The organism is Chrysiogenia bacterium (assembly GCA_020434085.1).
Classification (GTDB): domain Bacteria; phylum JAGRBM01; class JAGRBM01; order JAGRBM01; family JAGRBM01; genus JAGRBM01.
This window is the reverse complement of the sequence record JAGRBM010000067.1, coordinates 1-6,923: the sequence shown is the minus strand read 5'-3', so window position 1 is coordinate 6,923 and position 6,923 is coordinate 1. Positions and strand designations below refer to the sequence as shown.

At 63.3% G+C, this 6,923-nt stretch carries 5 protein-coding genes; 4 read left to right on the top strand and 1 reads right to left on the bottom strand.

The window, feature by feature from the left end; translation table 11 throughout:
- From KDH09_02300 to KDH09_02285, 4 genes are all read left to right on the top strand, one after another.
- On the top strand, positions 1 to 730 hold a 730-nt coding region (locus tag KDH09_02300; protein ID MCB0218501.1), incomplete at its 5' end, for an FAD-binding protein.
- Positions 727 to 1,470, top strand: a complete 744-nt coding sequence (locus KDH09_02295) for a succinate dehydrogenase/fumarate reductase iron-sulfur subunit (protein ID MCB0218500.1) — start codon at positions 727 to 729, stop codon at positions 1,468 to 1,470. The genes KDH09_02300 and KDH09_02295, both read left to right, overlap by 4 nt.
- Before the next feature lie 143 nt (positions 1,471 to 1,613).
- Positions 1,614 to 2,390 (top strand): hypothetical protein, encoded by a 777-nt coding sequence (locus KDH09_02290; protein MCB0218499.1) that lies wholly within the window; start codon positions 1,614 to 1,616, stop codon positions 2,388 to 2,390.
- Between the two features lie 82 nt (positions 2,391 to 2,472).
- On the top strand, positions 2,473 to 3,582 hold the full coding sequence (locus tag KDH09_02285; GenBank protein ID MCB0218498.1) for an S-(hydroxymethyl)glutathione dehydrogenase/class III alcohol dehydrogenase: 1,110 nt from the start codon (positions 2,473 to 2,475) through the stop codon (positions 3,580 to 3,582).
- Between the two features lie 67 nt (positions 3,583 to 3,649).
- On the opposite strand, the gene KDH09_02280 is transcribed toward KDH09_02285, so the two are convergent.
- Positions 3,650 to 6,923: hypothetical protein (locus KDH09_02280; GenBank protein ID MCB0218497.1), on the bottom strand; the 3,274-nt coding region annotated here is incomplete at its 5' end.

The following is a 6,923-nucleotide window of genomic DNA, read 5'->3' as shown; positions in this document are numbered from 1 at the left end:
GATCTTCCCCGCCGTTCACTACACGATGGGCGGGCTGTGGGTGGACTACAACCTGCAGAGCACCATCCCGGGCCTGCACGTCGCAGGTGAAGCGAACTTCTCCGATCACGGCTCGAACCGCCTGGGTGCCAGTGCGCTCATGCAGGGTCTGGCCGATGGATACTTCGTCGCTCCTTCTGCAGTGGCCAACTACCTGGCCAGCACCCAGCTCGAGGATGTGACCACCGACCACGATGCCTTCAAAGAGGCTGAAGCGGCCGTCACCGAGAGGAACGAGAAGCTCCTCAAGATCAAGGGCAAGCGCACGGTGGATTCCTTCCACCGCGAGCTGGGCCTGCTGGTCTGGGACAAGTGCGGCATGTCGCGCAACGAGAAGGGCCTCAAGGAAGCCATCGAGAAGATTCCCCAGATCCGCGAGGAATTCTGGGAGAACGTCACGGTCCCCGGCTCCGCCAACGACCTCAACCAGGCCCTCGAGATGGCCGGCCGCGTGGCCGACTTCCTCGAGTTCGGCGAGCTGCTTTGCCGCGACGCACTGAACCGCGCCGAGTCCTGCGGCGGCCACTTCCGCGAGGAAAGCCAGACCGAGGACGGCGAGGCCAAGCGTGATGACGAAAACTTCCAGCACGCCAGCTGCTGGGAATTCAAGGGCGTGGGTGTCGACCCCGTCGAGCACAAGGAACCGCTTGAGTTTGAATACGTCAAGCCTTCCCAGAGGAGCTACAAGTGAACCTCACACTGCACATCTGGCGCCAGAAAGGCGCCGCCGACAAGGGCGGCCTGGTCACCTATCAACTCAAGGACGTCAACGAGCACATGTCCTTCCTGGAAATGCTCGACGTTCTCAACGAACAGATCATGTCCCGCGGCGAGGAGCCGGTGGCCTTTGATCACGATTGCCGCGAGGGAATCTGCGGCATGTGTTCGATGGTCATCAACGGCGTCGCCCACGGCCCCGACGGCGGCACGACGACCTGCCAGCTCCACATGCGGCGCTTCAAGGACGGCGATGAGATCACCATCGAGCCCTGGCGCGCCAAGGCCTTCCCGGTCCAGAAGGACCTGGTGGTCGACCGCAGCGCCTTCGATCGCATCATCCAGGCCGGCGGCTTCATCGGCGCCAGCACGGGCAACGCCCCCGACGCCAATGCGACCCTGATCCCCAAGACCGACGCCGACGTCGCCTTTGAGGCGGCCGCCTGCATCGGTTGCGGCGCCTGCGTGGCCGCCTGCAAGAACGCCTCGGCCATGCTCTTTGTTGGCGCGAAGATCACCCACCTGGCGCGCCTTCCCCAGGGACAGGCAGAGCGCGACGCGCGCGTCAAATCCATGGTCGAGCAGATGGACGCCGAGGGCTTCGGCTCCTGCACCAACTTCTCCGAGTGCCAGGCCGTCTGCCCCAAGGAAATCAGCGTGGACGTCATCGCCCAGCTCAACCGCGACTACTACAAGGCCAACGCCAAGGGCTGATCGCTGCACCTGAAACCCCAAAGGGCGGACCCGTTGGGTCCGCCCTTTTTGTTTGCGCCGACTTGTCCGATCTTTCCTAAATGCGCCCTCCGCTCCCACCTTGCGGTCGATCGCGGTAACCTTTGGTCAAGGGGGAACCGATTATGTCCGACATCAGCAATCCGTTTATTGAGAACCTCAAGATCTTCAACCGCAAAGAACGCTATCATCTGCTCCGCTTCGTTATGGGCGGTCCATTTACGCTGGGTGACGAATTCCGGAAAAAGCTCAAGGTCACACTCGATGGTCTGGAGATCCCCGACGGCGTGGATTTCATCGCCATGGACTATCACCTCGATTGGCTTGCCGCCTGCGCAGCATTGGGAAAGCGCAGAGCGACCAGAGAGGACACCACCTTCCCCAACCGCCAACTGATCGACGCGGGCAAAGATTACTGGATATCAGACACTAACCAACGAAAAGGTGTGCGACAGATCAGTGGCAACCAAGAAGATGTGGACCTGCTCATTGCCTATCGCGATCCAAAAGATGGAGAGCTCGTCCATCTCATTTTTTGCGAAGCCAAGGGAGATACCGGCTGGACCCGGAAGCAAATCGTCTCAAAAATTGAACGCCTCAAGGCAATTTTCAATCGAAGCAAGATGCACCTTGAACTACATTTTGTTCTTGTTGGGCCGAATCCCAAGTCCAAAATAGCAAGTTTCGAAAAATATGAAGGCCATTTTGAAGAAAAAATCCACTGGCCAGACTGGGCATCAAATACGGAGAGGACAGGAATCCCCTTCATCCAGATGAGTATCGACTTCCCCCTCCGTAAGCCAACGCGAATCGACAATGGCAAGGGTCATTACACCGACTGGGCGCTTGAAACAGTCACCAGCTTCCAAGCCGGAGCAGAGAATGAGGCTGAACCGGACTAAAAAAGCGAGCCCGCTTCTTTTCATTTGGCTTGGCAGCTCTTCCTGAGGCCTCTACCCTTCCCCGTCGAGAAGGAGACCCACCATGGATGTCAGAGCCGCTGTGGCGCACAAGGCGGGCGCACCGCTTTCGATTGAGACCGTGCAGCTCGAAGGCCCGCGCGAGGGGGAGGTTCTCGTTGAGATCAAGGCGACGGGAATCTGCCACACCGATGCGTTTACGCTTTCCGGGGACGATCCCGAGGGGATTTTTCCTGCGATCCTGGGGCACGAGGGCGCGGGCGTCGTCGTCGAAGTGGGTCCGGGTGTCAAAAGCCTCAAGAAGGGCGACCACGTCATCCCGCTCTACACGCCCGAGTGCCGGCAGTGCGAATACTGCCTGAGCGGCAAGACCAATCTCTGCCAGGCCATCCGCGTCACGCAGGGACAGGGCCTCATGCCCGACGGCACCAGCCGCTTCAGCCTGAACGGCGAGAAGATTTTCCACTACATGGGCACCTCGACCTTTGCCAATTTCACCGTCCTGCCGGAGATCGCCGTGGCGAAGATTCGCGAGGACGCGCCCTTCGAGAAGGTCTGCTACATCGGCTGCGGCGTGACGACGGGCATCGGCGCGGTCATCAACACCGCGAAGGTGGAACCCGGCGCCAATGTCGTCGTGTTCGGTCTGGGCGGCATCGGGCTCAACGTGATCCAGGGCTGCCGCCTGGTGGGCGCCAACAAGATCATCGGCGTGGATCTCAACAACGGGCGCAAAGCGCTGGCCGAGAAGTTCGGCATGACCCACTTCGTCAATCCCAAAGAGGTCGAGGGCGACCTCGTCGCGCATCTGGTGGAGCTCACCGGCGGCGGGGCCGATTACTCGTTTGAGTGCATCGGCAACGTCAACGTCATGCGCCAGGCCCTCGAGTGCTGCCACAAAGGCTGGGGCGAATCCATCATCATCGGCGTGGCCGGCGCGGGGCAGGAGATATCCACCCGCCCCTTCCAGCTCGTCACCGGCCGCGTCTGGCGCGGCACCGCCTTCGGTGGCGCGAAGGGTCGCACCGACGTTCCCAAAATTGTGGACTGGTACATGGACGGCAAGATCAACATCGACGACCTCATCACGCACGTGATGCCGCTCGAAAAGATCAACGAGGCCTTCGACCTCATGCACGAGGGCAAGAGCATCCGCAGCGTCGTAACCTTCTAGGCTTCAAGTTTCTGAAACGAAAAAGGGCGAGCCAGTCGGCTCGCCCTTTTTCGTTGAGGTTGAAAGACTAGCGCCGGGGTTTCCTCACCCGAACCGGAACACGTCGCGTGCGGCGGATGCCCAGCAGCAGGAGCGGCAACAGCAGTGCGGCCAGCAGGCTGGGCGAGCTCGCGTTCGAGAGCCCGCAGCCTGAGTCCGCTACGGGCAGCGGATCGACGTTCAGGGTCATCGTCTCCACCGAGCTTGCGCCCAGCGAATCGGTCGCCGTGAGCTGCAGGGTGTAGACCCCGCGCTCGCTCACCATCACGCTGACCACCGCGGTCTCGGCCCCTTCGAGCGTCACCTTCGCGCCCTCGGGACCGTCGATGATTTCCCACAGGTAGCTCACCGCGTCCTCGTTGGGATCGCGCGTGCCCGAGGCATCGAAGGTCATTCCAAGGCGCGCCATGCGCGTCTTCGGCTCGATGATCGAGATCGCCGGCGGGTGGTTGACCTTGAGGCGCAGGGCCGGATCGCCCAGCAGCACCCAGGTGTAGACCACATCGACGAGTCCCGGATCGCCCGCCGCCTCGGCAAAGGCCGCGCGGGTGGCATCGCCCAGGCGCACGATGCCGTCTTCGAGCACGGCGCGGTAGAAGGCCTCGCCGACCGCGTGCTGGATGTTCGGGAGCGCAAAGCCCGTTGGCCCCCACATGGCGACCGCGCCGGTGTTCGAGCCCAGCACGAAGTCCTCGCCCATGGAGCTGCTGAAGGGATTGTCGAAGACGACGTTCAGGCAGTTGAACACGGCGATGACGGCGAAGGTATCGGCATTGTCAATGAGCGCGATGTCGTCCTTGCGGAAGATTTGCTCGTCGGCCCAAAGCGAGTTGATGCCGTGGCCGGCGTAACTGGCCAGCAACACACCGTCATCGAGCGCCGAGGCGATGCTCTGGCGAAGGCCCGTCACAATCGTCCCGTCGAGCGCGCCGCCGGGGCTGGCGGGCTCGGGGGTGCTGATCACCTGCGCTTCGAGGCCCGCGGCCAGCACTTGGTCGCGCAGCGGGCCGCGGATGAACTTGCCGAAGAGATAGTCGAACACGCGCTGCTGGCCCGTGGCATTGTCGGCCACCAGCAGGACGCGCTGGGTGAAGTCCGCCCCAAAGGGCAGCGCCTCGTAGGCGAGCACCTTGGTCACGTAGGCGCTGACCTCTTCCGGGCTCTTCGCCGGAATGCGTCCAAGACCCACGTCGGGAATGAGGTCGTGATCGAGCAGTACGAGCGAGTTGTCGGAGCTCGCCCGCACCTGGGTGTTGTCATAGAGCACGCTGGGAATCTTGAGCTGTCCCGGCGTCGTGAAGGTGAAGCGGTCGAGCGCGTCGTAGGTCGAATCGCCCACCAGCAGGCCAAAGCGCGGCGCCGGAGGCTGCCAGCCCGAGGCGGCGCGCTTGAAGAGTTCCTTGATGGCCCAGGGGTCGACTTCACCGAAGGAGAAGACGTCGTATACTTCATCGATGTCGAGCACCGCCACACGCATCCCCTGCGCTTCGTGCAGGGCGGCGAGCGGCGCGATGGCCTCTTCAAAGTCGTGATGGGTCACGATCACGTAGTCGGCGCCACTTGCCGCATCGGCCAGCGTGCTCCCGGCAAAGGCGTGCACCGCCGGGTGCTTGACCGAAGTATTCGTCACCGCCAGCAGCGTGCGGCGTGCGGGCTCGGCAGCCGCGCCAAGGCCGATTTCGAGGTCGTAGCTGCCGCCCTGGTCGATCACGGCGGTGTTCTCGGCAACGGCAAGTTCCCCGGGGTCGGCGACGTCGTAGACGCGCACGTCGGAAGCGGCAAAGCCGGTGACCGTATAGGCGCCCGCTTCCTTCGGTGCGAATCTCAGTTCGTCGCCCACTGCCGCAAAGGCGCGCGGGTAGAAGATCTCCACGCTGCGCACGAAGAAGGTCACGCGCGTTCCCTCGGCATCGATGTCGTTGACCGCTTCCAGCGTGAGCGTGTTCGTCCCTTCCTGGAGAAGCTCCACGTCCACCGGCAGGCGGCGCGAATAGCGTTCCTGCCCGTCGAACCAGACTTCGTCGATCAGGTTGCCGTTGAGGTAGACCCGCACGTGCTGGTCGGGATGAATGTCTTCATAGGTCGTCGAGCCGCGCAGCTCATAGCCGACCACGGCCTGGTCGTCCTCGTTCTGCACGAGGTCGGTAAGCTCGACGTTCAGGCTCGTCATGGACGAAGCGCCCGGCGCCGAGGCCAGCGCGTGGAACCAGTGGGGCGCACCCGGCGCGTTGAGCGTGGAGAAATAGAACTTCTCGTCGCCTGTGCGCGCTTTCGAGAGATGCACCGCGCCTGCAGGCGCCGGCGCGGCCGAGGCCGGGTCGCCATTGAGAGCTTGTGCGCGAAGGCCCGCGCTGCTACCCACGATCACCCAGTACGCCGCCGTGCGGGTGAACTCGGTATTGGTGGGCTCCCCATAGAATTCGATTACGTCGGATGCATCCAGCGTCCCGTCACCCCCGTCATAGAGGGCCATGGGAATCTCTACGCCACGGTGGAAGAGCTGGAGGTTCGCGCTGGGACCCGACAGATCGATGCCCGCCGCGGCGAGCTCGGCGCCGCTTACCTGCTGGATGCCGCGCTCGGTAACGAGCAGCTTCGCCGCCGCACCCGCGACGACCTGCCAGTGGGCCTGCATGGACTCGCTCGGATCGGTGGGGCTGCGCTCATCGGGCGCGAGATCCACATGAAGCGACATGTGCGAGGCGACCTCGGCATCCACGGCGTCGGGATCGTACTGCACCGGGTAGACCGAGACGCGCAGCGTCTCCGCCCCCGGCAACGACGGGCCGGGCTCGATGTCGGCCCACAGGCCCGGCACGATTTCGAATCCGTCATAGATTGCCGGATCTTCGATCGGGTCTTCGGTTCCGGTGGGCAGGTCCTGGGCCTCGTTGAGATCGCCCACGGGAAGCGCTACCGGCGCGGAGGGAACGATGCGCTTGCTGCGCTCGACCGTGCTTGTGACGCTCACCAGATCCCACAGGAAGGACATCTCGGGCGGCACGTCGACCAGGAAGCTCGTCACCGGCAGGCTCGGCTCACCGGCCGCGCCCATCTGGGCGTAACCGGCAATGTTCACCACGTCATAGGTCGTCTCGCCAAGATCGACCGTGCTCCACTCGGCGGGCGGCACGGTGATTTCGATGTCGAGGCCCAGGGCGCCGTCCTCGCCTTCGGTGCGGTTCACGACAATCTGGCCGCTGCCCGCAACGGGGGTGCCGCCCTCAGCCCACTCGGGCGGCGCACTGTCGGGGAAGATCGGATTCGTCAGGTATTCCGAAGAAACCTCCGGCGCGCTGATG